Origin of the sequence: Cupriavidus gilardii (genome assembly GCF_013314895.1) — a bacterium.
Classification (GTDB): Bacteria; Pseudomonadota; Gammaproteobacteria; order Burkholderiales; family Burkholderiaceae; genus Cupriavidus; species Cupriavidus gilardii_C.
In genome coordinates this window covers 58,682-82,470 of the sequence record NZ_JABTYE010000004.1, presented here as the reverse complement: position 1 = coordinate 82,470, position 23,789 = coordinate 58,682, and the positions used below count along the sequence as shown (strand labels likewise).

Genomic DNA, 23,789 nt, shown 5'->3' with positions numbered 1-23,789 from the left:
CCGTTGAGGTAGGGAATGAAGCCCGGGCGGAGGATTGCCCGGGCTTTTTTATTTCGCCCGTGTCCACGGGTGCGCGTCGAACGGGCGCCATAAGCCTATAGACTGTCGCCCTCGCCTGCCTCCCGCATCCGCCGCCCCGCGAGGGCCGGCCCCCCTCATCACCGCTTACCGATGACCGACAAAACCCGACAAATCGCCATTGCCCTGATCGTATTGGCGATCATTGCCATGCTTTGGCTCGTTGGCAACGACCAGAACAATGCCGGCGATGCCGTCTCTTCTTCCATTGCGGACGCGTCGCAAGTCCCAGCAGCCAGCGCGGCTGGCGGCATTTACCGCGGCGGCACGCTGGAACCGTTCAGCATCGACCCCACGCGGCCCGCAGACCGCCTGCCGGTCTACCAGGCGGCCACGATCCTGCTGGACTATCGCGAGGATCGCGACAGCGCCGATCAACGTTATCGCGGCGCCTACTTCATCGTCGAAGGAGTGGCCAGCGGTATTCGACGCGAGGGCGACACGCAGGTCTATCTCGATATCCGCACCAACGACCCGAGTCAGTCGGTACGCGCGAACTTGCTGGAGCGGCAGAACTGCGGCGCCGCGCGGCCGGTCTGCGAAGTGGAGGCGCGCGCCACGATGGTCCGGCGCGGACAGAAGGTGGCGGTCGAGTGCACGGGTGCGGGGATGCTGGACACCACGCCGATGCTCGAGGGCTGCCTGCTGCGGGGTGGGGCCAATTGATGTGAAGGGGCGTCAAGCGCAAGCCGGTGTCGCCGTGGTGCAGCACGGGAATAGTGGCGAAAAAACCGAGCGATTCTTGCTGGCGGCCCTAAAGTTTTCCACCCCTCTGCCGTCAATCCGCGTTGAGCACAAAAAACCGGACCACGCAGTCCGGCCCGGCGAAGGCGTCCGCCTTTGGGCGCCAACCCACAACAAAGGGGAGCGGAGGGAAAAATGCATATCGGAAACTGGTCCATCCGGGCGAGGCTGACCGCGTGCTTCGGCGCGGTGTTGCTGGTACTTGCAATCGCGCTGGGCATGGGTGTCACGCAGTTGCGGGCCATCGGCGAGGCAGCTCATTCGGCCGATACCGCGGCCAAGGGCCCGGCCGCCCTGACTCAGCTGGATCAACAAATCACCACCGCCACCGAATGGATGGCCGGCCTGGGCATCGCCGCCCTGCTGCTGGCAGTGGCGAGCATCCACGCGCTGTCCAAGGGCATCCAGCAGCCGCTGGCCGAAGCCGAACTCATCGCGGAGACGGTCGCCGCCGGCGACCTCAGCCAGGAATTCGAAACCGAACGCAGCGGTCCCTTCGGCCCCCTGCTCGGCGGGCTCGGCCGGATGGAAGACATGCTGACCGACCTGATTACCCGGATCAAGACGTCCACCGACTCGATCACCGAGGCCTCGCACCGGATCGCCGCCGGCAATACCGACCTGTCGCAGCGCACCGAGCAGCAAGCAGCGACGCTGGAGGAAACCGCATCGAGCATGAGCGAGCTGACCGCGATGGTGCAGCAGAACACCGAACGCGCCCGCGAGGCGAACCGCTTCGCGCAGTCTGCATCGGGCATCGCCGAGCGCGGCGGCGAGGTGATGACGGCCGTGGTCGACACGATGCAGGCCATCGACACCAGCTCCAAGAAGGTGGCCGATATTGTCGACGTGATCCAGGGCATCGCCTTCCAGACCAATATCCTGGCGCTGAACGCCGCAGTGGAAGCCGCGCGCGCCGGCGAACAGGGCCGCGGCTTCGCGGTGGTGGCCGGTGAAGTGCGCACGCTGGCCCAGCGCAGCGCGGCGGCGGCCCGCGAGATCAAGGACCTGATCGACGACTCGGTGCAGCAGGTCGGCAGCGGCTCGACGCTGGTCGGCAAGGCCGGTCAGACGATGCAGGAAATCGTTGGGGCCGTTCGTCATGTGACGACGTTGCTCGGCGAGATCGGAACGGCGTCCGAGCATCAGAGCAGCGGCATCGCTCAGGTCGCCGAGGCGGTCACGCAGATGGATACCGTGACGCAGCAGAATGCCGCGCTGGTCGAACAGGCGGCCGCGGCGTCGAACGCGCTGGCCGAGGAGGCTCGCGAGCTGCAAAGCGTGGTGGCGCGGTTCCGGCTGGAGGCCGGCCCGGCGCCGATGTCGGCGTCGCGCGAGCCGTCGCTTCAATTGGCCGCGGCGCGATAACCGCCGACGTAGCCCTATCCGCCCAGCCCGAACCGGATCGCCAGTTCCACCGGCGAATACGCTGCATCTTGCCGCTCAAGCTGTAGCGGCTCCCGCGGCAGCAAGGGCGGCTGCGCCATGAACCGCGGCGTCGTGCCGCGGTGCGGCTGGGCCGAATGCACCAGGAACGGGTGGCACAGGTACACCGTTCCGGCTTCGCCGGTCGCCAGCGCTTCCCGACGCCGTTCCGTTTCCTGCAAGCCCGCGACAATCTCGCGCAACGTCAGGCCGGCATCGCCGGCCGGCGCCAGCATCCGGGCAACATCGAGATGCGAGCCGATTCGAATGCGAGTCGGCGCGTCCCGCTCGGTGACGTCCGAGAACAGGAACAGCATCAGCAATGCCCTTCCCTTCGAACTGACGTTGGCACGCCACTCCATGAAATCGGGGTTGTCCCAGCCGTAGCTCACGTCGACATGCCAGCCGGCGTCGCCGGGATCCTCTGCCGACGGAAAGCGAACCGGGAACGTGCCCATCGCCATGCATGGCAGCCAGCGCCCCGGGCCAACCAACTGATCGAATGCCTGTCGCAACACGGGCGTGTTTGCGGCTTCGATGAACGGAGGCTGGGAGTACATCCCGAGCCGGATCACCGGCTTTGTCCAACTGGAGGGATCGTCCGGATCGCAGCCCGTGTCTCGCCACAGGATCGCCCTCGCCTCCTCTGCCAGCGCACGAGGAAAGGCACCGTCGACGCGAACAAAGCCCTGGTCGATGAAGCCCCGGATCTGTGCGTCGTTCAGCGTCGGTTCTGCTCGATCGTCGCTCGGCATCGCTTCTCCTGCAGGTGGTTTGCCTTCGAGAAGCGAGATGGTAATGCCCCGCACCGCCGGGTGTCACCATCGCGTGGATACTTCACCGGCGTCAAAATCGGCGCTCGGTGCCCAGGCTGCCTACCGACCGACAAAGCGCGGCACCCGCTTTTCCTTCCAGGCGATGGCGCCCTCCTTGATGTCCTCCGATTGCACCGAGCGCTGCATATCGGCTGCCAGCGCTTCCACATCGAGCACGCCGCGCGCGATCGCATTCAGATGCTTCTTCATGCCGAACACCGAGATCGGCGCCAGCGACGCGATGGTGGACGACAGCTGCTCGACGCGTTCGCGCAGCGCCGCCGCCGGCAGCAGTTCGGTCAGGAAGCCACAACGAAACATTGCCTCGGCATCGATCTTCTCGGCCGTCAGGAACAGATGCTTGGCGGCATTTAATCCCAGCCGGGAGACATAGCGCTCCATGCCACGCTGATAGAAATGCAGACCCAGCCGCGCAGCCGGCATGAACATCTCGGTGGCATGCGTCCCGATGCGGAAGTCGCAGGCGAGCGCGAGATCGGTGCCGCCGCCATAGACCCCGCCGTGAATCTCGGCAATCGTCACCGGGCGGCAATCTTCCAGCGCATTGACCAGCGGTTCGAATCCGGCGCCGCGCTGCCCGGCGGCCAGCTTGCCGATATCGAAACCGCTGCAGAAGTACTTGCCGCTGCCGCGAAGGCGCAGCACCAGCACGTCTGCCTCATTGACCGTTTCGACATGCTGGCGCAGCGCCGCCAGGTCGTCCGGGCCGAGCCGGTTGGCGACTTCCGGCCGGCTCAGCGTGATGGTGGCAATGCGGTCTTCGATCTGAAGGATGGGGAGCGATCCGGTGTCTGACATGAGCTGACCTTGCATTGGGATAAAGGGGCAAACCAGGTGGAAATAAACGGGCCTATGCGCCTACGCGCCAATGCGCTGATGGGTTCATGCGCTTGCCAGGGCCGCGTCGAAACGGTCGATCCGCGCTTCGGCAAAGGCGGGACGGGCCTGCACCCGCCGCCACCAGTCGGCCACGGCCGGAGCGGAATCCGGCGACAGAGCGCCGGCATCGAGTTCGGCAAGGCGCGCCACGAACGGCACGGCGGCGATATCGGCGAGCGTGTAACGACCGCCGAGCAGCCACGGGCGGTCCTCGAGCATCGCCTCCATCTTCGGCACGATGGCCTTCAGCTGGTCCAGCGCGGCGCGCTTTTCGTCGTCGGTATAGGGCTGTCGTGCGACGCGCAACCACGCCTCGCGCCGCTGCGCGGTCGGCACGCGCGCCAGCCGCTCGGCCAGCTCGGCGTCCGTCCATTGCGACGCCTGGGCCTGGAAGACCAGGCTCCAGTTCAGGATCAGCAGGTTCGGCAGCGCGCGCTCGTCGGTCCAGCGGATGAAATTGCGCATCACCGCGCGCCGATAGGGATCGGCCGGCCGCAGCGGCGGCTCCGGGTACGTGTCGTCGAGGTATTCGCAGATGGTGCTGCTCTCATGCAGCGCCCGACCGTCGTCCAGCACCAGGCCCGGCACCACGCCGTTGGGGTTCACGGCCAGATAGGCCGCGGAGTGATGCTCCTGCCGGCGCATGTCGACCGGCACGCTGTCGTAGCGGATGCCCTTCTCCGCCAGACACAGGCGCACCCGCCGCGACGCGCTGGACAGCCAGCTGTGATAGAGCTTCATGCCGCTTCTCCTCGCTCCACCGGCGATGCCGGTTCCATTGATCGTTGGGCCTAAGGAATCAGCACCACGGCGCCGCTGGTCTGCCTGGCTTCCAGCTGCCGATGGGCCTCGCGCGCATCGGCAAAGGCAAAGCGCTGGCCAACTTCGAGCCGGACATGACCTGACCCGACCGCCTCGGATAGTGCGGCCATGCCCCGGCGCAGCGAGGCGGCATCGGCAATGAAGGTGCGCAGCGTGGGACGGCAGACCATCAGCGACTTCGCGTGCAACAGCTGCAGGTCGAACGCCTCGACGTCGCCGGACGCGGTGCCGTAGTTGATCGCCATGCCCAGCGGACGCAGGCACGACAGCGACGGCACGAACACGTCCTTGCCGACCGCGTCATAGACCACCGCGACGCCGCGGCCATCCGTCAGTTCGAGCGTGCGGGCGACGAAATCCTCGCGGCGGTAGTCGATCGCGTGATGGCAGCCATGGGCCAGCGCAATCTCGCGCTTGGCCTCCGAGCCGACCGTGCCGATCACCGTCGCACCCAAGGCTCGCGCCCATTGGCACAGGATCACGCCCATGCCGCCGGCCGCCGCATGCACCAGCACCGCATCGCCGGCTTGAACCGGTGAAATCCGGCGCAGCAGATATTCCGCGGTCAGGCCACGCAGCAGCGTGGCGCCTGCTACGTCTTCGGGGATCTGCGCGGGGAGCGGCACCACGCGCGCCGCCGGAACATTGCGCACGACCTGATAGGCGCCCGGCTGAAAACACCCCACCGATTGCCCGACCTCCAGTCCACTGACGCCCGGCCCCACCGCTTCGATGCGGCCCGCGCCCTGCGAGCCGAGGACGATCGGGAACGACGTCGGCTGATGCGGACCATGGCTGCCGCGCCGTTGATAGATGTCGGCGAAGTTGAGGCCGATCGCGCTCTGCCGGATCTGGACCTCGCCCTCGCCCGGCGGCGGCACGGCGACTTCGATGAACTCCAGTTCGTCCGGGCCGCCGTTTCTCTGTATTTGTATTGCCGCCGAATGCATACGGTTCCTTGAAGGGAAAAGCACGTTCGTTGCCAAGGCATCACTTATTGGCGCAACCCCGTGGCCGGGACGCAAATGCAAACCGGCCACGGCCAGCTGCACAGCGCAAAGTCTAGGACACTGTACAGCCGTCCGCATCCATATAACCACCTATTCGTATACATATGATTGTTGTGCGTATACTCGCCGCACCCATTCATTCCTTTCCGCGCCATGGTCCAATCCGACTCCCAACTCCCACTGCACGGCATCAACGTCCTCGACCTGACCGTCGCCCGCGCGGGCCCTGCCGCGGTACGTCTGCTCTCCGACTGGGGCGCCAATGTGATCCGGCTCGAGCCGCCGCCGCCGAAGGACCACGGCTCGGTGACGGGCCAGCGCCGCGGCTCGGACGAGCAGAACCTTCACCGCAACAAGCGCAGCATGTGCGTGGACCTGAAAACGCCGGAGGGCGCGCAGATCCTGGCGCGGCTGCTCGAGAACACCGACGTGGTGGTCGAGAACTTCCGCTCGGTGGTCAAGGCCAGGCTCGGGCTGACGTACGAGGCGCTGAGCGCGCGCAATCCGCGCGTAATCCTCGCCAGCATCTCGGGCTTCGGCCAGGACGGCCCGTACAGCGAACGGCCCGGCGTCGACCAGATCGTCCAGGGCATGTGCGGATTGAGCTCGGTGACCGGCGAGCCGGGGCGCGGGCCGGTCCGTGTCGGCATCGCGATCTCGGACACGACCGCGGGCATGTTCCTGGGCCAGGGGATCCTGCTGGCGCTGTTCCACCGCGAACGCACCGGGCGTGGCCAATGGGTCCATACCTCGCTGATCGAGTCGATGCTCAACAAGCTGGATTTCCAGGCGGCGCGCTACACGGTCGACGGCGAAGTGCCGACGCAGCAAGGCAACGCGCATCCAACGCTGGTGCCGATGGGCACCTATCGCGCCAGCGATGGGCTGGTCAATATCGCGGCCAGCACGCAGCGGATGTGGGCCAACTTCTGCCAGGCGCTGGAGGCGCACGATCTGCTCCACCACGCGGACTATCGCGACGCGCGATCGCGTGCCCGCAATCGGGTGCGGCTCGACGAAGCGATCCAGGCTCACACCTCGCGCTTTACCTGCGCGGAATTGATGGCGCGGCTCAATCCGGCCGGCGTGCCTTGCGGCCCCGTCCTCGATATCGGCCAGGCGTTCGAGGATCCGCAGGTACGCCATCTCGGCATGACGCGTACCGCCCGCCATCCCGTCCTCGGCGAACTCGACCTGCTGCGCTCGCCCATCAACCTGTCCGCCGCGCCCCACCCCGAGCGCTTTGCGCGCGCTGCCCCGGACCCCGGCGAGCAGACCGACGAGCTGCTCGGCGAGCTGGGCTTTGCGCCGGAGCTGATCGCCCAGTGGCGCGACAAGGGCGCGATCGCCTGACGATCGGCCTGACGATCGATGCGGGGCCGCAGAGCCCCGTCGACCATACAACACGACAAGGAGACACCGATGCACAGCCATTCCACAGCGACCTCTGCGGCCTCTGCCACTGTCGCGGCCCTGGCGGCCGTGGGTCTGATCGCCGCCGCCGCGCCCGGCACCGCCAGGGCAGAGGGCTATCCGAACAAGCCGATCCGGCTGGTGATCGGCTACACGCCGGCAGGCGCGGCCGACTTCGTTGCACGCGTGGTCGGCGAGGCGATGTCCAAGGAGCTCGGCCAGCCCGTGGTGGTCGAGAACAAGCCCGGCGCCGGCAGCACGCTCGCATCGGCATGGCTGGCACAGGCGCCGGCGGACGGCTATACGCTCGGGCTGGCCACCGCGACGATCTATGGGATGGACCAGCACCTGTACAAGGTCAAGTACAAGGCCGACAGCTTCACGCCGATCACGCGGCTGACCATTTCGCCGCTGATCCTGGCCGTCAACAAGGATCTCGGCATTGCCGATGTGAAAACGCTGGCCGCCAAGGCCAAGGCGAATCCCGGCAAATTCAACTACTCGTCGTCGGGCATTGGCGGTTCGCCCCATGTCGCCGGGCTGTCGTTCGCGAACGCGGTCGGCGTCGACATGACGCACGTGCCGTACAAGGGCGGCGCGCCGGCATTGCAGGCGGTGGCGGCGGGCGAGGTGGAGTTTTCCTTCGGCACGGCATCGTCGGTGCTGCCACTCGGCACGCAGGGCGTGGTCAAGATGATCGGCGTCACGACGCCGCAGCGCTCGGCCGTGGCACCGGGTCTGCCGACCATTGCCGAGCTCGGCTTGCCGGGCTTCGACTACACCTTCTGGTTCGGGCTATTCGGACCGGCGGGGCTACCGAAGGACGTGACAGACAAGCTCTATGCGGCTGCCACCAAGGTGCTGGCCGATCCGGCGATTCGCACGCGCCTGGTCGACAACGGCAGCGAGCCGGCGCCGTCGCGCTCGCCTGCGGAGTTCAAGCAATGGGCGCAGCAGGACGGCAAGGTCGCGCTGCAACGCACGGTACAGGCGGGTGTGAAGATCGACTGAAACCCGGCGCGCTTGCTGGCGCGCTCGCCGGCGTGTTGTCTCGCGCTTGCCGGCGCGCCCTCGGTCAGCGCGGCCCCCTGGCGCCGACCGCTTCGTCGGGCATCGACGCGATCATGTCCGCATAGACATTGCCGCCGGTCGAGATGTGCTCGACCATCGCCCGGGCCGCCGACTCCTCATCGCCGCGCAGAATCGCCTCCAGCACCGCGCCGTGCTCCTGCAGCGAGGCGCGGATGCGTGCGGGCTTTTCGAAACGGTAGTCGCGCATGCCGCGCATGCGCGCTCGCATGGTGCGGATCTGCGCGCTGAGGATGTCATTGCGACAAGCCTCGTAGATGACCGCGTGGAAGCGATCGTTGGCCTCGCGATAGCGATCGGCGCTCGCTTGCGCCGCGGCCTCCTCGCAGGCGGCGTAGGCCGCGCGCAGGGCGTTCCGTTCCGACTCGGTAATGCGCCGCGCCGCCAGTTGCGCGGCCAGCGCCTCGAGCTGAACCAGGATCTCGCTCATGGCGACGTATTCGCGCAGCGTGATGGCCGAAACGATGGCGCCGCGGCGCGGCACCAGATCCACCAGCCCGGCCGACGCCAGCCGGATCAACGCCTCCCGCACCGGCGTACGCGATACCGAGAAACGCGACAGCAATTGCTGCTCGTCCAGTTGCGCGCCGCTGGCCAGCTTGCCGGAAAGGATCTCCTGTTCGATGGTGGCGCGGATCGTTTCCGCCAGACTGGTTCGCTCTTCGGGCATGCGGCAGGGGCATCGGTTTGAGTGGCGCAATTCTACTACGGCGCCCACCGACAAGCCGTTTTTGCATGCGTTGTGAAGCGTTATGTGTACGGAGACGATCCGGACTGGGTCATCGACCGTGCGGGGATAGACATCGGCCGAGCGTTTTTACCTCCGCATGCAATTTTTTCGCCGCTGCGGTTCGAGTTTGGGCATCCGCCCGGTGGAAGAACCCTTGGCCGGCCGCCTTGCGCCGCCGCCGCGAAATCGTCCCCCTGTGGGCGTGGATATTGCTGAAAGGACCGTACCCATCCACCGTCAAGGGAGAATGTGTCATGTCTATTCGTACCGCCACACTGAGCGTCCTCAGTACTGCCGCCTGTTCCGTGCTGCTGTCATCCGCTGTGATGGCACAAGGCACCAGCACCGCGCCCAAAAATACGGCACCGAGCAATATGCCGGCCACCACCGCGACGGATGAGACCACCACGCGGGGCACCACCCGCGATGCGGCCCGCGATACCAGCAAGCTGGTGCGCGCCGACCGCGGCTTCCTGGAGAACGCCGCGCAAGGCGGCCTGGCCGAGGTCGAAGGCAGCAAGCTGGCCGAACAGAAAGCGTCCAGCGCCGACGTCAAGTCTTTCGCCGCCCGCATGATCAAGGACCACACCAAGGTCAACGAGGAACTGACCAAGCTGGCTTCGAGCAAGGGCTATACGCCGCCCACCGAACCTTCGGTAGTGCAGCGTACGGAGCTGAAGGCACTGAGCGCGCTCGACGGCGAACGCTTCGACAAGATGTACAGCAGCCGGATCGGTGTCGCCGCGCACGAGAACACCGTGAAGCTGTTCAAGGAAGCTGCTCAGAACGCCAAGGATCCAGACATCAAGGCCTTCGCGGCCAAGCATGTGCCGGATCTGGAGGAGCATCTGAAGATGGCGCGCGACCTGAACAAGAAGGTCGGCAACGACAAGTAAGCGCTGCCGGGCATGGCGAGACCGGGGATTCCCTGGTCTTGCCGCGCCTCAGAGCATATGCGCCAGAAACTCCCGCGTGCGCGGGTGCTGCGGCGCACGGAAGAACTGGTCGGAAGGCGCGCTCTCGACGATGCGGCCCTGATCCATGAACACGACCCGGTGCGCGACTTCGCGGGCGAAGCCCATTTCGTGCGTGACCACCAGCATGGTCATGTGGTCGTCCGCGAGCTGCCGCATGGTGCGCAGCACCTCGCCGGTCAATTCGGGATCGAGCGCCGAGGTCGGTTCGTCGAACAGCATGATGTCGGGCTCCATCGCCAGCGCGCGGGCAATCGCTACACGCTGCTTCTGTCCGCCCGACAGCCGCGAGGGGTAGTTGTCGCGCTTCTCCAGCAGGCCGACCTTGCGCAGCAGCGCATCGGCGGTCGGCACGATCGCCTCGCGCGCGATGCCCTTGACCGTCATCGGCGCCTCGATGATGTTCTGCAGCACCGTCATGTGCGGGAACAGATTGAAGGACTGGAACACCATGCCCATCTTGCGGCAGATGCGCCGCACCTCGGCGTCAGGCACATAGCGGCTGCGCTGGTCCGGGCCAGGGGCGGCCAGCGTCTCGCCCTCGATTTCGATGCTGCCGCCGTCGATCGTCTCGAGATGGTTCAGGCAACGCAGCAGCGTGCTTTTGCCCGAGCCGGACGGTCCGATGACAGCGACCACCTCGCCCTTGCGCAGCGTCAGCGAAACGCCATGCAGCACGCGGTTGGCGCCGAACGACTTGACGATATCGGTCGCGCGGATCATCACGGGGCGCTGCTGCCCTTCGCTCCCGTTGCTGACCGGATCATTGATCGTGTGCGGCATAGCGTTTTTCCAGGCTTTGGAACATCCAGGTCAGCAGCAGCGTCATCAGCAGATAGAAGGCGGCCGCGACCAGGAAAGGCGTGGTGGTGAAGTCGCGCTGCACGATGCCGCGCGCGGTGCGCAGGATGTCGTTGAGCGCCAGCACGTAGATCAGCGAGGTGTCCTTGACCAGCGTGATGGTCTCGTTGCTGACCGGCGGCAGCACGCGCCGCACCATCTGCGGCAGCACGACGCGGCGCATCGTCTGCAGGTACGTCATGCCGAGCGCCTTGCTCGCTTCGTACTGGCCGCGGTCGACGGACTGAATGCCGGCGCGGAAGATCTCGGCAAAGTAGGCGGCGTAGTTCAGGGCGAAGGCCACCACCGCCGCGGGGAAGTCCGGCAGGCGCACGCCGACCACCGGCAGCAACGGCAGCGCGAAATAGACGAACAGCAGCTGCAGCATCAGCGGCGTGCCGCGCATCAGCCAGATATAGCCGTTGACGGCCACGCTCAGCGGCCGCCATGCCGACAGGCGCGCCAACGCGAGCGCCAACCCAAGGGGCACCGACAGCGCCAGCGTGATGAAGAACAGCGAGAGCGTGATCCGCGCGCCCTGCGCCATCGGTCCCAGCAGGGAGAGAACGTAGTCCATCGATCGAAACCCGGCGCGCGGGATCCAGAAAAAAGCGGCGCCCCGTGAAGGGGCGCGGCGGGCTTGCTTACTTGATCAGATTCGCGCCGAACCACTGCTGCGCGATGCGGGCGGCCGTGCCGTCCTGCTTCATCTCGGCCAGCGTCTTGTCCAGCTGCGACAGCAGTTCGGTATCGTCCTTGCGCAAGCCGACGCCGTAGTCTTCCGTGCCGAAGTTCTCGTCGAGCACGCGGTACTCCCCGGCACGCTTGCTGACCAGATAGCGGCCCACGACCTCGTCGACCACAATGGCGTCCAGGCGTCCTGCCGACAGGTCCATCAGCGCGGTCACGTTATCGCCGAAGGTCTTCAGTTCCTTGATGCTGGCGGCGACCTGCGACTCCTTGCGGATCGCGTCGACCGCGCTGCTGCCGTCCTGCGCACCGACGATGCGGCCGGCCAGATCGGCCTTGGCCTTGATCGGCGAGGCGCTGCCGACCACGATGATCTGGTGGTTGCTCATGTAGGGCGCGGTGAAGCTGATGTTCTTCTTGCGTTCGTCGGTGATGGTCAGGCCGTTCCACAGCACGTCGACGCGCTTGCCGTTCAGTTCGGCCTCCTTGGCGCTCCAGTCGATCGCCTTGAATTCGACGGTCATGCCCAGCCGGCGCGCGGCCTCCTTGGCCATGTCGATATCGAAGCCGACGATCTCATTGTTGGCATCGCGAAAGCCCATCGGCGGGAAGTTGTCGTCCAGGCCGACCACGACGGTCCTGGCCGCCGCGGCAGGGGCGCTCGCGGCGCCGGCCGCCTCAGGGGCTTGTTCGGACTTGCCGCAGGCGGCGAACAGGGCCACGGCGGAGACGATCAGGAGGGCTTTCAGTGATTTCATGATGTGAGACGCGCAGCGAGAGAGATCAGAGCAAAGGCGGGCGATGCCCGGGAGCCATCCGACATCCCGCATCGGCGCGGTGAGATGGCGGCAAACCCGCCATTATACGAAAGACCGATCCGGTCGGAGAATGTGGCCCACAGGCCGGCGTCGTCTTTCTGTGTCGTCTATTCTTTAGCAATGTGCTAAATCCTTTAGCAATGCGAACCCGAAAGGTGACGACATGGCCGCACGCTCCATTGCCTCCCTCTCGCTGAGCTTCGGCTTGGTTTCCATCCCGGTCCGGGTCTTTTCGGCGACCGAAAGCAAGTCCGGCATCGGTTTCAACCTGCTGCACAAGGGCTGCGGCTCGCGGCTGCGGCAGCAGTACATATGCCAGCGCGAGGGCGTGGTGGTGGAGCGCTCCGAGATGGTCAAGGGCTACGAATTCGAGAAGGACAAGTACGTGGTCTTCAGTACCGAGGAGCTCGATGCGCTGGAGACCGGCGCGCGCCACACCATCGACATCGTCGCCTTCATGCCGACCGGCGCCATCGATCCGATCTATTTCGACAAGGCCTACTATCTGGCCCCCGACAAGCGCGGCGCCAAGCCGTACAGCCTGCTGACCGAGGCGATGCGCAAGACCGGCACCTGCGCGCTGGCCACCTGGGTGTGGAAGGGCAAGCAGTACATGGTGCAGGTGCGCGCCAACGACGACGGCCTGGTGCTGCAGCAATTGCTCTATGCGGACGAGGTCCGCTCGATGGCCGACCTGAACGTCGAGCGCACCGATATCCGCCCGGCCGAACTGACGCTGGCCGAGCAGCTGATCGAGCAGAGCACCGTGGAGGCCTACGACCCCGCGGCCTATCAGGACGAGGAAAAGCAGCGCGTGCTGGCCGAGATCGACAAGAAGATCGAGGGCAAGAAGATCACGGTGTCGGCACCGACGGAGCAGCCCAGCGAAGGCGGCGAGGTCATCGACCTGATGGCGGCGCTAAAGGCGAGCCTGAGCAAATCGCAGGCGGCCGCGAAGAAACCCGCGAGGGAGGCGGCGCCGCGCAAGGGCGCCAAGCGCGCCACCGCCGAGGCTGCGACCCCGATTCGACGTACTGCCAGGAAATGAGCGCGGCCGGCAAGGACAGCTTCACGCTGAAGGAGATCGAAACCACGTTCGGCGTCTCGCGCGGCGCGGTGGCGAGCCTGACGCGCGCGGGTTTGCTCGAACCGATCAGGGGCAGCCGCGGCGAGCACAAGTTCTCGTTCCAGGACGTGGTGCTGATCCGCACGGCCGATTCGCTGAAAAAGGCCAATGTGCCGCCGCGCCGGGTCACGCGCGCATTGCAGCGATTGAAGGCGTGGTCGCATGATCGGCCGCTCTCGGGCGTGCGTATCGCGGCGGTCGGCAATGGTGTGGTCGTCTCCGAACCGCATCGGCAGTGGGAGGTGGAGACCGGCCAGCTGGTGATGGAATTGCAGCCGAGCCGGTCAAAGCCAGGCGCGGTGCTGTCGATCCAGAGTGCGAAGAAGGCCGGCGACCGTACCAACGAACGCAGCGACGACCGCAGCGACGACCGCGCCGACAATGACCACGACGCAAGCACGTGGTTCCAGCTGGGCTGCCAGCTCGAAGCGCAGGACATGCGCAAGGCCGAGCAGGCCTACCGCCGCGCCATCGCGATCGCGCCCGACTACGCCGATGCCTATCTGAATCTCGGATGTCTGCTGACGGAGGCGGGCCGCCTGCAGGAGGCCGAATCCCTGTATCGCGACGCGGTTGCCGCCAACGGCGACGAACCCCTGCTCCACTTCAATCTCGGCGTCACGCTCGAAGATCTCGAACGATACGAGGACGCGCTGCGCAGCTATCACCGCTGCATCGACATCGCGCCCGACATGGCCGACGCGCATTTCAATGCGGCGCGTCTGCACGAGCAATTGGGCGATGCGCATCGGGCCATTCGGCACTTCAATCAGTATCGGAAGTACTGTCGCTGACGGTCTATCGCCAGCCCTGGCGGGCACGCATGGTGCGCCGCAGGGTTGAGACTTCTCAACGGCTATGGGATACTCGGCCTGCTTTCGCCCGTTTTCCCCCGGTTTTTCCGGCCGATGGAGCAAACGCTCCACCGAAAACACCGAAAGCCCGTCATGCGCCGCCGTGCGTCTGGCCCGACTACCTCTACTTCAATCGCGACCGAATGCAAACCGTCCTGCGCCGCACCGCCCAATGCCAGCATGCCCAGCATGCTGCGGCGGCACGCGCGTACGGCGACGCTTGCGGCTTTGCCGCGCGCCAGGCCATGGTCGCCCGCACATCCCATATTCCCGCCGTGCTTCTCTCAGCCGTGCGGGGAGTCAGGGACTAAGACCACACCACAGTCCCACCACGATCTCCCTGGCACGGCACATTGCCCGGGGATCGCCGTCGACGATGGCGATCCACTGTTCAACGTGCAAACGGGAGAGCGTATGTCCGCCAAGACCAGAAAATCCACCGTCGTCTATTGCCGCGCCCTGCTCGCGATGGCCGGCATTGCCGTGCTCTATCTGGCCGTTGAATTTCTCGTGATGAATCCGCTGTAGGCGGGTTGCACAGGTTGCCCTCTCCCCAACCCTCTCCCGCAAGCGGGAGAGGGAGCCCGACATCGCCATTGCATCTCTGCGTGCCGATTGCGTGCTCCCCTCTCCCGCCTGCGGGAGAGGGGTCGGGGGAGAGGGCAACCCCACCGCTCGCTGCGCGACAGCCCTCCTTTCACCAACCATCGAGGTCCCGATGTCCATGGAACTCACCCAGAATTTCGTCAAGGCAAAGCGCCCCTGCGCGGACGGCTACAAATGGTTTCTGCGCAACCGGCATGACGGCAGCGACTATCAGCGGCTGCTCGATGCGCTGGTCGATGCCGGCCGTGTCGGCGATGCCTGCTGGCTGCTGGACCAGTTCGGCCCCACCGATGCCGTGCTGACGCTCGATGCGCTGAATGCCGGCGCGCTGGTCTTTGCCGGCACGCTGGTCGTGCGCCGCGGCATCGACGTCGATTCGGCGGTCAGGGCCGGACGCACGATCCGCGTCGGCGGCGGCATCCGGGCCGGCACCGCCATCATCGCCGGCGAAGATATCGACTGCGCCGGCAATCTCTACAGCGGCGGCGCCATCGAAGCGGGCGGCGACATCAAGGCCGCATGGGGCATCGACGCCGCGACATTCCTCGACGCCAAAGGCAACGTGCGCGCCGGCTGGGACATCAGCGCGGGGGAACACATCCACGTCGGCCGCAATCTGCGCGCAGGCGACTGCATCGCGGCGCAGCACGCAATCCGCTGCGGCGGCACGTTGAAGGTCGATGGCGACCTGCAGGGCCATGGCATTTGCGCCAGCCAGGGCATCGAGGCCGGCGGCAGGATCCGCAGCAGCCACCATATCGAAGCGGGCTGGGGCATCAAGGCGACCGGATCGATCGTGGCCGATGGGGCCATCAAGGCCGGCGAAGGCGTGCAGACCAACGAGGACATCGTCGCCGGGCCGGGATACGGCATTCACGCGGGACTGAACGTGCGGATCGATATCTGGGACGTCAGCGCGCGCATCGTTGCCCGCAGCAAACCCGAGAACCTGGTCAGCGGCGCGTGGCAGAGCGGTTGACGACGGCCATGTCCTTCCTGCTCGCCCATGCGGCAGCCGGCCCCGCTTCATGGCTGGACTGCCCGCGACAGCGGCACGCAAGCCGCCCCACCCTCGCCCGCCTGCTGCGCGCCATCGAACTGCGCATCGACGTCGATCACGCCCCCGACGCGCTCGAGGCCGAATTGCAAACGCTATACGACCGGCTCTACCAGCCCGGCGACTGCCTGTACGACATCGCAGCAACACCGTCCGCCCTGCCTGGGCTGGTGGTCCGATATCGAGAGGCCGATGGCGAGTATTACTTCTATGTCGAAGATACGGTGCGGCGCTGTCTGGCCGGATATACAGTGTTCAATCGGCTGGTCGAACTGGGCCGCCGTGCCGACCGCCATCTGCGCGCACCGCATTCGAAATACGCCCCGCCCTACCAGCGCCGCGGCCTTGCCTCGGCGATCTATCGCGCGTATCTGGACGCGGGACACTGCCTGATCACCGGCGCGCGTCAATCGCCCGGGGCGCATGCCCTGTGGGAGGCCCTGTCGCGCAACTACGAGCGCGGGTATGTCGATCTGCGCAGCAAGACGCTGTGCTATCTCGGGCCGGAGGTCTCCGAGCCCGTGCTCGGCGATCTGCATACCCGGATGGTGCTGCTGGGAAGAGGATGGACGATTCCGGCGCTGGCTTCTGCGGCCGGGATGGTGATGTAAACGAGGAAGGGCCAGCGCACCTGCGTACGCTGGCCCTTTCCTACGGCGCCGCTCGATCAGCCCTTCGCGCCCATCACGCCGGCAATGGCCTTCGCCACCACCGCCACATTGCCGTGGTTCAGGCCGGCGACGCACATGCGGCCCGAGCGCACCAGATAGACACCGTGCTCGGCGCGCAGCGTATCGACCTGTTCCGCCGACAGACCGGTATAGGTGAACATGCCGCGCTGGGAGAGGTAGCGCGACAGGTCCGCATCGCCGACCAGGCGCTGCAGATTGTCGTGGATCGCCGTGCGCATCGCCGCGATGCGCTCGCGCATGGCGGCCAGCTCGGCTTCCCACGATTGGCGCAGCGCCGGCGTGGTCAGCACCTTGCCGACGATGCGGGCGCCGTGGGTCGGCGGGTTGCTGTAGTTGGCGCGCACCGCGCCGGTCAGCTGGCCCAGTACGCGGCCCGCTTCCTCGGCGTTCGCGCACACCACCGACAGACCGCCGCAGCGCTCGCCGTACAGCGAGAAGTTCTTCGAGAAGGAATTGGCGATCAGGCACGGCACGCCTTCGCGCACGAGCTCGTGGATCACGAAGGCATCGTCGTCCAGGCTGGTGCCGAAGCCCTGATAGGCCATATCGACGAAGGGCAGCAGTCCGCGCGACTTGACCACGGCAATGACTTCGCGCCATTGCGATGCGTTCAGGTCCACACCGGTCGGGTTGTGGCAGCAGGCGTGCAGCAGCATCACATGGCCCTTCGGCACCTGACGCAGCGCGTCGATCATCGCGTCGAAGCGCAGGCCGCCGGTGGCGTCGTCATAGTACGGATAGCTGTTGACCTGGAAACCGGCGCGTTCGAACACCACGCGGTGGTTGTCCCAGCTCGGATCGCTGATCCACAGCTGCGCCTCGGGGAAATAGCGCTTCAGGAAATCGGCGCCGACGCGCAGCGCACCCGAACCGCCCAGCGTTTGAATCGTCGCAACGCGGCCCTCGGCCAGCGCCGCGCTGTTCTCGCCGAACACCAGCCGCTGCACGGCCTGGCGATAGCCGGCGATACCGGCCATCGGCAGATACGGGCGCGGACCCTGGTCCGCGATCAACGCGGCTTCGGCCTCGCGCACCGCTGCCATCAGCGGCAGGCGGCCTTCGTCGTCGAAGCAGACGCCAATCGTCAGATTGACCTTGTCCTGACGCGGATCTTGCGCGAAGTTCTCGTTCAGGGACAGGATGGGATCGCCGGGATAGGCGTCGATATGAGCAAACATGAAAACCTCAGGCCAGATTGAGAGCGATGCGAGATCGGATTTTGCGTGCGCGAGTCGGTGCGTGAGTCGGTGCGTGAGTCGGTGCGTGAGTTGGGTCCGTGGCGAGCGGCGCCGGGCGCCGCATCGCCTTCACGGCCTCACCGCACCGGGGCGCCCTGCGGCAGCGCCTGCGCCGCATCTTTGTTCCGCAGCCGGTAGCACACTGCCAGCACGCCCAGCCATACCGGGATCAGATAGACCGAGATGCGCAGGTCCGGCGTCAGATACATGATCACCAGGATGCCGGCCATGAAGACCAGGCACAGGTAATTGGTCAGCGGATAGCCGAAGCTCTGGAAGCGCGTGGTCAGGCCGGCGCTGCGCTTGTGGGCGCGGAACTTCAGATGGATCACGCTGATCATTGCCCAGTTGATGATCAGGGCCGATACCACCAGACCCATCAGCAACTGGAAGGCCTTGCCCGGGATCAGATAGTTGATCAGCACGCAGACCGCGGTGGCGGCCGCCGAAGCGCCCAGTGCCACGACCGGAATGCCGCGCTGATTGACCTTCAGCAGCGCCCTGGGCGCATTTCCTTGGCGCGCCAGGCCGAACAGCATGCGGCTGTTGCAGTAAACGCCGCTATTGTAGACGGACAGCGCCGCGGTCAGCACCACCACGTTCAGCACGTTGGCGACCCAGTTGCTGTTCAGCGCATGGAAGATCAGCACGAAGGGGCTGCCGCCGCTGGCGACGTTCTCCCACGGGTACAGCGACAGCAGCACGCCAAGCGCGCCCACATAGAAGATCAGGATGCGATAGATGACCTGATTGGTCGCCTTCGGGATGGTCTTCTCGGGCGAATCGGCTTCGGCCGCGGTGATGCCCACCAGCTCGAGGCCACCGAACGAAAACATGATCACCGCCATCGCCATCACCAGTCCCGACACACCGTTCGGGAAAAAGCCGCCGTGCTGCCACAGGTTGGCCACCGTGGCCTGCGGGCCGGCCTCGCCGGACACCAGCAGATAGCCGCCGAAGCCGATCATGCCGATGATGGCCGCGACCTTGACGATCGAGAACCAGAACTCGGTCTCGCCGAAAGACTTGACGCTGGCCAGGTTGACCGCATTGATGATCAGGAAGAAGGCCAATGCCGACACCCAGGTCGGAATCTCGGGCCACCAGTACTGGACGTAGATGCCGACCGCCGACAGCTCGGCCATGCTGACCAGGATATACAGCACCCAGTAGTTCCAGCCCGACATGAAGCCGGCGAAATTGCCGTAGTACTTGTTGGCGAAATAGCTGAAGGAGCCCGCCACCGGCTCGTCGACCACCATTTCGCCGAGCTGACGCATGATGAAAAAGGCGACGATGCCAGCGACGGCATAGCCCAGCAATACCGAGGGGCCTGCCATCTTGATGGTCTGGGCGATGCCCAGGAACAGGCCCGTGCCGATGGCACCGCCCAGCGCGATCAGCTGGATGTGCCGGTTCTTCAGGCCGCGCTGCAGCGAGCGGTCCGTGTTGTCTGCATGCATGAAGTGTTTCCTCTACCCATTCTTTTGGAATGATAGCCGGGCGCCTCTATGGGGCGGGCGCTTATGGCTGTGCGCTGCCGCGGCGCGGGTAGCGCCGGGCAGTCGGTGGATATGACCCTGTGAAGAATCCCGACGCGATCGGTCGGGGTCACTGCCGAACTGACGGATCGGACGGATCGGACGGATCGGACCGATCAGACGGTCAGCACGCCCCGCTCGATCTGGTCACGCTCGAGCGATTCGAACAGCGCCTTGAAGTTGCCTTCGCCGAAGCCTTCGTCGCCTTCGCGCTGGATGAACTCGAAGAACACGGGGCCCAGCAGCGGCTTGGAGAAGATCTGCAGCAGCAGGCGGCGCTGGCCGCCTTCCGTGGTGCCGTCGAGCAGGATGCCGCGTGCCTGCAGTTGATCGACCGGCTGGCCATGGCCGGGCAGGCGCTTTTCCAGGTTCTCGTAGTAGTACTGGTTCGGCGCGGTGGCCAGCGGCACGCCCGACATCTGCAGATTGTCGATGACCTCGATCAGGTTGTCGCACAGGAAGGCGATGTGCTGGATACCTTCGCCGTTGAAGGCCATCAGGAACTCCTCGATCTGGCCGCCGCCCTTCTGCGATTCCTCGTTCAGCGGAATGCGGATCTTGCCGTCCGGCGCGGTCATCGCCTTCGAGGTCAGGCCGGTGTATTCGCCCTTGATGTCGAAGTAGCGGATCTCGCGGAAGTTGAACAGCTTCTCGTAGAAGTCAGCCCAGTACGCCATGCGGCCACGGTAGACGTTGTGCGTCAGGTGGTCGATCAGCTTCAGCCCGTGGCCGACGGGGCGGCGATCCACGCCTTCGACGAATTCGAAGTCGATGTCATAGATGCTCTTGCCGTCCTCGAAGCGGTCGATCAGGTACAGCGGCGCGCCGCCAATACCCTTGATCGCCGGCAGACGCAGCTCCATCGGGCCGGTCGGGATCTCGATCGGCTGGGCACCGAGTTCAAGCGCGCGGGCATAGGCCTTGTGCGAGTCCTTGACGCGGAACGCCATGCCGCAGGCGCTGGGGCCATGCTCGGCGGCGAAATACGCGGCCTGGCTGTGGGGCTCGCGATTGACGATGAAATTGACGTCGCCCTGGCGATACAGCACCACGTCCTTGGAGCGGTGGCGGGCCACCAGCGTGAAGCCCATCTGTTCGAACAGGGGCTCCAGCACGTTCGGCGTGGGCGAGGCGAATTCGACGAATTCAAAGCCCATCAGCTGCATCGGGTTGTCAAAGAGATCGCTCATATCGTCTTCTGGCAAGTGGGTTGTGGGTCCGGGATGCCGGGGCATCCCCCGGGGAAATATTATTTCGGCTGCGCGCAACGTCCGACACGGCTGTGGCGCGTCGGCCGCCTGGGCCGGGGCAGCGCCTGGGCAGTGCGCACGCATGCGGCAATGCAATGCAGTTTATATTTCGCGGCGCCAAATTGGATTTCGTTAAAAGCACAGGGAAACCCTAGGATGTGAGATAACATTTCGTCCATCCGCGCTTTGGAGAAATAAAGATGCATTCGATCGAACTCGACCGTACCGACCGCCGCCTGCTGGACGTGCTGCAGGAGCACGGCCGCGCCTCCAACCTGGAGCTGGCCGAGGCCATCAACCTGTCGCCGGCGCAGACGTTGCGGCGCCACCGCCGTCTGGAGGAGAGCGGCATCATCAAGCGCTACGAGGCGCGGCTCGACGGCACCATGCTGGGGTTCGGCGTGGTGGCGTTTATCCATGTGACGATGGAGCGGGGGCATATCCGCGACCTGTCGAAGTTCAAGGGACTGGTTACCGAGCTGGCGCAGATCCAGGAGTGCTTTTCCGTCACGGGCGATATCGACTATGTATTGAAGGTGGTCGCCCGGGACCTGAAGTCGTTGTCCGACTTCCTGCTCGATACGCTGATGCGGATTCCCGGCGTCAGCGGGGTCCGATCCAGTGTATGCCTCGACGAGATCAAGTGCACCAGTGCGATGCCGCTGGAGTTATAGGCGCTGCAGGCGGTCCGGCTACGACGATGCCGCAATTTCCTGCTGCGAAACAGGGTTAGCCCGAGCTGCAATCGCAACATCCTGTTGGGCACGTCGCCATACACTGGGCGCCGACCGCATCGGCGCCGACATCATCGGTGCGATGGAACAAAGAACCCCAGGAGATCCGACATGGCATTCGACTTCCACGACAAGACCGTCCTCATCACCGGCGCGGCCGGCAACCTTGGCCGCGCGGTCGCCGAGGCCTTTGCGCGGGCCGGCGCGCGGCTGGTGCTGGTCGACCGCCCCGGCGTCAGCCCCACCCTTCCGGCCGGTCAGCATGTGGCGGTGGAAGCCGACCTGCTCGACGCCAGCGCCGTCGAACGCGCGGTCGAACAGGCGATCGGCAGCTGCAAGCGCATCGACGTGGTCTGCAATGTGGCGGGCGGCTTCGGCATGGGCCCGGTCGTCGGCGAAGGCGCGGATGCGCTGTGGGAGCGGATGTTCGACCTGAACCTGCGCACCGTGCTGAACGTCTCGCGCGCGGTCGTGCCGCACATGATCGCCGCCGGCGGCGGCAAGATCGTCAATGTCGGCGCCAACTCGGCCGCGCGCGGGCTGGCGCAGATGGGCGCCTACTGCGCGTCGAAGGACGCGCTGGCGCGGCTGACCGAGGCGCTGTCGGCCGAGGTGCGCGACCAGGGCATCCACGTCAACGCCGTGCTGCCCAGCGTGCTGGATACCCCGGAAAACCGCGCGGCGATGCCGGACGCCGACGCCTCGCGCTGGGTCGACCCCGCAGCGCTGGCCGACGCGATCCTGTTTCTGGCGTCGGACGCGGCCCGCGCGATTCACGCCGCGCTGCTGCCGGTGGTCAATCGCGCTTGACGCAGGGGCGCCGCAATCAGGCCCCGGCCCGCACGGGCCCGAAGCGCTCTTCGTAGAGTGCCGATACCCAGTCGACAAAGGCCCGCACCCGCGGCGCCAGCTGGCGCTGCGAGGTGTACATGACCGAGATCGGCAGCTCCGGGCACGGCCAGTCCGCCAGCACCTGCACCAGCCGTCCCGCGCGCAGATGCTCCTCGAGACGAAAGCGCGGCACCTGAATCAGTCCGCATCCGGCCAGGCCGGCCTGCGTATAGCACTCGGCGTCGCTGACGGTGATCCAGCCTCGCGGCTGATATTCGACCACCTCGCCGTCCATCCGTACCGTGAACGGGTAGCGGTAGTCGTGATTGCGGGAGAAGAACCCAACGCCCTGGTGCTGCGCCAGTTCATCGGGATGGCGCGGCGTGCCGTGCCGCTCCAGATAAGCCGGGCTGGCACAGATGATCTCGGGCAGATAGGCCAGGCGGCGCGCCACCAGCGACGATTCGCGCGGCACGCCGGCTCGCACCACGCAATCGATGCCCTCCCCGACCAGATCGACCAGGCGATCGCCGCTGCTGATCACCAGCTCGATATGCGGATAGCGCCGATGGAATTGGTCGATCCGTGGCAGGATGATCATCGCCGCGTGGATGCCATGCAGATCGAGCCGCAGCGTGCCGCGCGGGTCGGCCGCGTGGCTGCTCAGCGAGGTCTCGGCGTTCTCGAGCTCGGCCAGCACGCGCTTGCTGCGCTCGTAGAACGCCTGGCCGTCGAGCGTTGGCCGGACCTGCCGCGTGGTGCGTTCGAGCAGCCGGACGCCGAGCCGCGCTTCCAGCTCCTTGATCGCATGCGTGGCGGTGGCGCGCGGAATATTGAGCGCGTTGGCGGCACCGGAAAAGGTGCCCAGTTCCACGATGCGCGTAAACAGTTGCAAGGCGTCGAAGCGGTCCATGCCGTTGGGATCGATCTGCATTGAAGGTCCGGCAGAATTAACAGATCGATCCGCGCCGCGTCAATCCCGCCGTGGCGAGCGGGCCCGCATCGCGCCTCGCCCTGCCCAGGACCGGCGGCGCGCCGCCAGTACCGCGTCCAGCGACCAGGCGCCGCCACCGCGTGCCGCAATCAGCAGCGCCACCGACAGCAGCACCAGCGGATACTCCATGCCCCGGTCGATCCACGCGAAGTGCTGCCGGTGGATATAGCAGATCGCGATCATCTGCAGCGTCATCAGCGCGGCCAGCGGTCGGGTGAAAGCCCCGGCGATCAGCATCGCGCCGCCGAAGGTCTCGAGCCCCGCAACCAGCCAGGCCAGCACCGGCGCACCAGGCAAGTGCAGAACTTCGGCGATCAGGCGTGTCGCACCGGCCATCGGGTCTGCCATCGAGCCGTGACTGGTCCCCAGCAGCTTGGGCAGGCCGTGGGTCATCATCACGATGCCGAAGACAATGCGCATCAACAGGTAGGCCAGCGGTTCGAGCCGGGAGGTCGACAGGCCGGACATGGCGCCGCTCGGCGCATCGGCATGCGAGGGAATGTGGGTGGGCATACAGG

The 23,789-nt window shown here is 66.0% G+C and carries 24 protein-coding genes; 11 read left to right on the top strand and 13 right to left on the bottom strand.

Going from position 1 to position 23,789, the window contains the following annotated elements; translation table 11 throughout:
* The first annotated feature begins 171 nt into the window (after positions 1–171).
* On the top strand, positions 172–744 hold the full coding sequence (locus tag HTY53_RS05225; protein WP_174105419.1) for an OB-fold putative lipoprotein: 573 nt from the start codon (positions 172–174) through the stop codon (positions 742–744).
* 213 nt (positions 745–957) lie between these two features.
* Positions 958–2,190 carry a methyl-accepting chemotaxis protein gene (locus HTY53_RS05220; RefSeq protein WP_174105418.1) on the top strand — a complete coding sequence of 411 codons (1,233 nt, stop codon included), beginning with the start codon at positions 958–960 and terminating at the stop codon, positions 2,188–2,190.
* 14 nt (positions 2,191–2,204) lie between these two features.
* On the opposite strand, the gene HTY53_RS05215 is transcribed toward HTY53_RS05220, so the two are convergent.
* From HTY53_RS05215 to HTY53_RS05200, 4 genes are all read right to left on the bottom strand, one after another.
* Complete coding sequence (locus HTY53_RS05215) at positions 2,205–3,002, bottom strand: phytanoyl-CoA dioxygenase family protein (protein WP_174105417.1); 798 nt, start codon at positions 3,000–3,002, stop codon at positions 2,205–2,207.
* Between the two features lie 120 nt (positions 3,003–3,122).
* Positions 3,123–3,881, bottom strand: coding sequence for an enoyl-CoA hydratase/isomerase family protein (locus tag HTY53_RS05210; RefSeq protein ID WP_174105416.1), 759 nt, complete (start codon positions 3,879–3,881; stop codon positions 3,123–3,125).
* Between the two features lie 84 nt (positions 3,882–3,965).
* A complete protein-coding gene (locus HTY53_RS05205) occupies positions 3,966–4,703 on the bottom strand; it encodes a glutathione S-transferase family protein (RefSeq protein ID WP_174105415.1) in 738 nt (245 codons plus the stop codon).
* 50 nt (positions 4,704–4,753) lie between these two features.
* Positions 4,754–5,734, bottom strand: a complete 981-nt coding sequence (locus HTY53_RS05200) for a quinone oxidoreductase family protein (protein WP_174105414.1) — start codon at positions 5,732–5,734, stop codon at positions 4,754–4,756.
* 213 nt (positions 5,735–5,947) lie between these two features.
* Here HTY53_RS05200 and HTY53_RS05195 point away from each other — a divergent pair, with 213 nt between their 5' ends.
* The gene (locus HTY53_RS05195) at positions 5,948–7,147 is read left to right on the top strand and encodes a CaiB/BaiF CoA transferase family protein (protein WP_174105413.1); all 1,200 of its coding nucleotides are present in this window, start codon (positions 5,948–5,950) and stop codon (positions 7,145–7,147) included.
* Between the two features lie 69 nt (positions 7,148–7,216).
* Positions 7,217–8,218, top strand: a complete 1,002-nt coding sequence (locus tag HTY53_RS05190) for a Bug family tripartite tricarboxylate transporter substrate binding protein (RefSeq protein ID WP_174105412.1) — start codon at positions 7,217–7,219, stop codon at positions 8,216–8,218.
* A gap of 64 nt (positions 8,219–8,282) precedes the next feature.
* On the opposite strand, the gene HTY53_RS05185 is transcribed toward HTY53_RS05190, so the two are convergent.
* Positions 8,283–8,966, bottom strand: a complete 684-nt coding sequence (locus HTY53_RS05185) for a GntR family transcriptional regulator (protein ID WP_174105411.1) — start codon at positions 8,964–8,966, stop codon at positions 8,283–8,285.
* 314 nt (positions 8,967–9,280) lie between these two features.
* Between HTY53_RS05185 and HTY53_RS05180 the strand changes: the two genes are divergently transcribed.
* Positions 9,281–9,922, top strand: coding sequence for a DUF4142 domain-containing protein (locus tag HTY53_RS05180; RefSeq protein WP_238510878.1), 642 nt, complete (start codon positions 9,281–9,283; stop codon positions 9,920–9,922).
* Positions 9,923–9,970: 48 nt separating this feature from the next.
* Here the strand turns inward: HTY53_RS05180 and HTY53_RS05175 are convergent, their stop codons facing one another.
* From HTY53_RS05175 to HTY53_RS05165, 3 genes are all read right to left on the bottom strand, one after another.
* On the bottom strand, positions 9,971–10,723 hold the full coding sequence (locus tag HTY53_RS05175) for an amino acid ABC transporter ATP-binding protein (RefSeq protein WP_174105566.1): 753 nt from the start codon (positions 10,721–10,723) through the stop codon (positions 9,971–9,973).
* Positions 10,724–10,763: 40 nt separating this feature from the next.
* Positions 10,764–11,417, bottom strand: coding sequence for an amino acid ABC transporter permease (locus tag HTY53_RS05170; RefSeq protein WP_006576339.1), 654 nt, complete (start codon positions 11,415–11,417; stop codon positions 10,764–10,766).
* Between the two features lie 67 nt (positions 11,418–11,484).
* On the bottom strand, positions 11,485–12,288 hold the full coding sequence (locus tag HTY53_RS05165; RefSeq protein WP_174105410.1) for an amino acid ABC transporter substrate-binding protein: 804 nt from the start codon (positions 12,286–12,288) through the stop codon (positions 11,485–11,487).
* Between the two features lie 223 nt (positions 12,289–12,511).
* Here HTY53_RS05165 and HTY53_RS05160 point away from each other — a divergent pair, with 223 nt between their 5' ends.
* From HTY53_RS05160 to HTY53_RS05145, 4 genes are all read left to right on the top strand, one after another.
* Complete coding sequence (locus HTY53_RS05160; RefSeq protein WP_174105409.1) at positions 12,512–13,396, top strand: Ku protein; 885 nt, start codon at positions 12,512–12,514, stop codon at positions 13,394–13,396.
* A complete protein-coding gene (locus tag HTY53_RS05155) occupies positions 13,393–14,268 on the top strand; it encodes a tetratricopeptide repeat protein (protein WP_174105408.1) in 876 nt (291 codons plus the stop codon). The genes HTY53_RS05160 and HTY53_RS05155 overlap by 4 nt, the downstream gene beginning before the upstream one ends.
* A gap of 784 nt (positions 14,269–15,052) precedes the next feature.
* Positions 15,053–15,913, top strand: a complete 861-nt coding sequence (locus HTY53_RS05150) for a hypothetical protein (protein WP_174105407.1) — start codon at positions 15,053–15,055, stop codon at positions 15,911–15,913.
* A gap of 8 nt (positions 15,914–15,921) precedes the next feature.
* Positions 15,922–16,602: an N-acetyltransferase gene (locus HTY53_RS05145; RefSeq protein WP_254599822.1), complete on the top strand. Its 681-nt coding sequence runs from the start codon at positions 15,922–15,924 to the stop codon at positions 16,600–16,602.
* Between the two features lie 56 nt (positions 16,603–16,658).
* Here the strand turns inward: HTY53_RS05145 and HTY53_RS05140 are convergent, their stop codons facing one another.
* From HTY53_RS05140 to hppD, 3 genes are all read right to left on the bottom strand, one after another.
* Positions 16,659–17,861 (bottom strand): aromatic amino acid transaminase, encoded by a 1,203-nt coding sequence (locus tag HTY53_RS05140; RefSeq protein ID WP_174105406.1) that lies wholly within the window; start codon positions 17,859–17,861, stop codon positions 16,659–16,661.
* A gap of 137 nt (positions 17,862–17,998) precedes the next feature.
* Positions 17,999–19,384 carry an amino acid permease gene (locus HTY53_RS05135; RefSeq protein WP_174105405.1) on the bottom strand — a complete coding sequence of 462 codons (1,386 nt, stop codon included), beginning with the start codon at positions 19,382–19,384 and terminating at the stop codon, positions 17,999–18,001.
* A 194-nt stretch (positions 19,385–19,578) separates the two neighbouring features.
* Positions 19,579–20,652 (bottom strand): 4-hydroxyphenylpyruvate dioxygenase, encoded by a 1,074-nt coding sequence (gene hppD / locus HTY53_RS05130; RefSeq protein ID WP_174105404.1) that lies wholly within the window; start codon positions 20,650–20,652, stop codon positions 19,579–19,581.
* A gap of 260 nt (positions 20,653–20,912) precedes the next feature.
* On the opposite strand from hppD, the gene HTY53_RS05125 reads away from it, so the two are divergent.
* The gene (locus HTY53_RS05125; protein ID WP_174105403.1) at positions 20,913–21,386 is read left to right on the top strand and encodes an Lrp/AsnC family transcriptional regulator; all 474 of its coding nucleotides are present in this window, start codon (positions 20,913–20,915) and stop codon (positions 21,384–21,386) included.
* A 171-nt stretch (positions 21,387–21,557) separates the two neighbouring features.
* Positions 21,558–22,256, top strand: a complete 699-nt coding sequence (locus tag HTY53_RS05120; protein WP_174105402.1) for an SDR family NAD(P)-dependent oxidoreductase — start codon at positions 21,558–21,560, stop codon at positions 22,254–22,256.
* Between the two features lie 16 nt (positions 22,257–22,272).
* Here the strand turns inward: HTY53_RS05120 and HTY53_RS05115 are convergent, their stop codons facing one another.
* Together HTY53_RS05115 and HTY53_RS05110 are read right to left on the bottom strand one after the other, a co-directional pair.
* Positions 22,273–23,190 (bottom strand): LysR family transcriptional regulator, encoded by a 918-nt coding sequence (locus HTY53_RS05115; RefSeq protein ID WP_174105564.1) that lies wholly within the window; start codon positions 23,188–23,190, stop codon positions 22,273–22,275.
* A 60-nt stretch (positions 23,191–23,250) separates the two neighbouring features.
* Entirely contained in the window at positions 23,251–23,784 is a 534-nt protein-coding gene (locus HTY53_RS05110; RefSeq protein WP_174105401.1) for a DoxX family protein, read from the bottom strand.
* Positions 23,785–23,789 lie beyond the last annotated feature (5 nt).

Bases quoted from the DNA above. Each gene is read 5' to 3' on its own strand.
- HTY53_RS05125 (WP_174105403.1), top strand. From the start codon at position 20,913: ATGCATTCGATCGAACTCGACCGTACCGACCGCCGCCTGCTGGACGTG.
- hppD (WP_174105404.1), bottom strand. From the start codon at position 20,652: ATGAGCGATCTCTTTGACAACCCGATGCAGCTGATGGGCTTTGAATTC.
- HTY53_RS05135 (WP_174105405.1), bottom strand. From the start codon at position 19,384: ATGCATGCAGACAACACGGACCGCTCGCTGCAGCGCGGCCTGAAGAAC.
- HTY53_RS05110 (WP_174105401.1), bottom strand. From the start codon at position 23,784: ATGCCCACCCACATTCCCTCGCATGCCGATGCGCCGAGCGGCGCCATG.
- HTY53_RS05200 (WP_174105414.1), bottom strand. From the start codon at position 5,734: ATGCATTCGGCGGCAATACAAATACAGAGAAACGGCGGCCCGGACGAA.
- HTY53_RS05175 (WP_174105566.1), bottom strand. From the start codon at position 10,723: ATGATCCGCGCGACCGATATCGTCAAGTCGTTCGGCGCCAACCGCGTG.
- HTY53_RS05190 (WP_174105412.1), top strand. From the start codon at position 7,217: ATGCACAGCCATTCCACAGCGACCTCTGCGGCCTCTGCCACTGTCGCG.
- HTY53_RS05145 (WP_254599822.1), top strand. From the start codon at position 15,922: ATGTCCTTCCTGCTCGCCCATGCGGCAGCCGGCCCCGCTTCATGGCTG.
- HTY53_RS05150 (WP_174105407.1), top strand. From the start codon at position 15,053: ATGGAACTCACCCAGAATTTCGTCAAGGCAAAGCGCCCCTGCGCGGAC.
- HTY53_RS05155 (WP_174105408.1), top strand. From the start codon at position 13,393: ATGAGCGCGGCCGGCAAGGACAGCTTCACGCTGAAGGAGATCGAAACC.
- HTY53_RS05220 (WP_174105418.1), top strand. From the start codon at position 958: ATGCATATCGGAAACTGGTCCATCCGGGCGAGGCTGACCGCGTGCTTC.
- HTY53_RS05115 (WP_174105564.1), bottom strand. From the start codon at position 23,190: ATGGACCGCTTCGACGCCTTGCAACTGTTTACGCGCATCGTGGAACTG.
- HTY53_RS05205 (WP_174105415.1), bottom strand. From the start codon at position 4,703: ATGAAGCTCTATCACAGCTGGCTGTCCAGCGCGTCGCGGCGGGTGCGC.
- HTY53_RS05120 (WP_174105402.1), top strand. From the start codon at position 21,558: ATGGCATTCGACTTCCACGACAAGACCGTCCTCATCACCGGCGCGGCC.
- HTY53_RS05225 (WP_174105419.1), top strand. From the start codon at position 172: ATGACCGACAAAACCCGACAAATCGCCATTGCCCTGATCGTATTGGCG.
- HTY53_RS05210 (WP_174105416.1), bottom strand. From the start codon at position 3,881: ATGTCAGACACCGGATCGCTCCCCATCCTTCAGATCGAAGACCGCATT.
- HTY53_RS05165 (WP_174105410.1), bottom strand. From the start codon at position 12,288: ATGAAATCACTGAAAGCCCTCCTGATCGTCTCCGCCGTGGCCCTGTTC.
- HTY53_RS05170 (WP_006576339.1), bottom strand. From the start codon at position 11,417: ATGGACTACGTTCTCTCCCTGCTGGGACCGATGGCGCAGGGCGCGCGG.
- HTY53_RS05160 (WP_174105409.1), top strand. From the start codon at position 12,512: ATGGCCGCACGCTCCATTGCCTCCCTCTCGCTGAGCTTCGGCTTGGTT.
- HTY53_RS05195 (WP_174105413.1), top strand. From the start codon at position 5,948: ATGGTCCAATCCGACTCCCAACTCCCACTGCACGGCATCAACGTCCTC.
- HTY53_RS05180 (WP_238510878.1), top strand. From the start codon at position 9,281: ATGTCTATTCGTACCGCCACACTGAGCGTCCTCAGTACTGCCGCCTGT.
- HTY53_RS05215 (WP_174105417.1), bottom strand. From the start codon at position 3,002: ATGCCGAGCGACGATCGAGCAGAACCGACGCTGAACGACGCACAGATC.
- HTY53_RS05140 (WP_174105406.1), bottom strand. From the start codon at position 17,861: ATGTTTGCTCATATCGACGCCTATCCCGGCGATCCCATCCTGTCCCTG.
- HTY53_RS05185 (WP_174105411.1), bottom strand. From the start codon at position 8,966: ATGCCCGAAGAGCGAACCAGTCTGGCGGAAACGATCCGCGCCACCATC.